Origin of the sequence: Psychrobacter celer (genome assembly GCF_016107555.1) — a bacterium.
GTDB lineage: Bacteria > Pseudomonadota > Gammaproteobacteria > Pseudomonadales > Moraxellaceae > Psychrobacter > Psychrobacter celer.
On record NZ_JABASU010000056.1, the window covers coordinates 1 to 1,063 of the forward strand.

The 1,063-nt window shown below is 41.3% G+C and carries 1 protein-coding gene; it reads right to left on the reverse strand.

The features are described from left to right. Window positions 1-62 precede the first annotated feature (62 nt). On the reverse strand, window positions 63-1,010 hold the full coding sequence (locus JFC05_RS12635) for an IS256 family transposase, variant Zn-binding type (protein ID WP_420850575.1): 948 nt from the start codon (window positions 1,008-1,010) through the stop codon (window positions 63-65). Between the last annotated feature and the right edge of the window lie 53 nt (window positions 1,011-1,063).

The following is a 1,063-nucleotide window of genomic DNA, read 5'->3' on the forward strand; positions in this document are numbered from 1 at the left end:
GGTGTAATGGACAAAATTCATGCTAAAAAGTAGAAGGTAGTCGCTAATGGACATAATTCATGCTATTTGAGTGACTTTGACCCTAAAAAGTCTTTAATAAACCGCAACTTACGCTGCTCACTTAGACCGTGATGACTGTGTAATTGTCGCTTTAACTCACTGAATAATCCTTCAAGAGAATTGGTGGTATTTGGTATGTCTAAGTGCTCATATTCTTGGTAAGTAAATAGCCAATCGCTATTGGTTCTGAGGCTGCGATAAGCACTTCTAAGACGTTTGTGAGTGTACCAACTTCTACCAGTATCTTCATTGGTACTACGCTCACTCAGATAGTCTTCATGGGTTAAATACCATTGATCTAAGCATTTTGTGAACGTGGCTTTATCAAGCTTAGTTAAGTCTAAAGTGAGCCGTCTAAGCTCGATACTGGCACTGTTCTTAGGTCGACGAGTGAGATAGCGAGTTATTATTTGCACTTGATGAAACTGGCACATCTGGCAAGGGGTGTGGGTGAATAGCGTACGCAGTCCTCGTCTACCATCACAGGTGATGCTTTGTATATCAACGCCTAACGATACTAGATGATCAACACCTTGCTTGTAGGCACTGTTGGTTTCATGACCCACTATCGCGTCATAAAGTACGGCTTTAGTGGTATTGTCCATAAAGACCATTAAACCAAACTTGCGACCAAAGTAAGTGGTGTCCATGATGATATTAGCAGTCTTTGGTTGCTTAATCTGATACTGGGTACTGACTTTATCTAAGCGTCTTTGAATGGTCTTGAGACTACAGTGATATTTATCAGCCAGCTGTTGGTAGGTCTGTTTTCCCTGAGTGTATTCAGTCCAAAGGGTTTGGTTATTGAGTCTTTTTCCACCTAAAAACTGCCGTCTGCAAGCGAGACATTGATACTGCTGTTTGCCAAGCTTGCGTCCATTCTTCTTGGTGTGTTTATCACGACAAAAAGGGCAGTTTTTTGATTCATGGCGTTGATTCCTTGCAAATATAGACAGTATATAGCGTTAGACCATACGCCAGCATGAAAAATGTCCATTACACC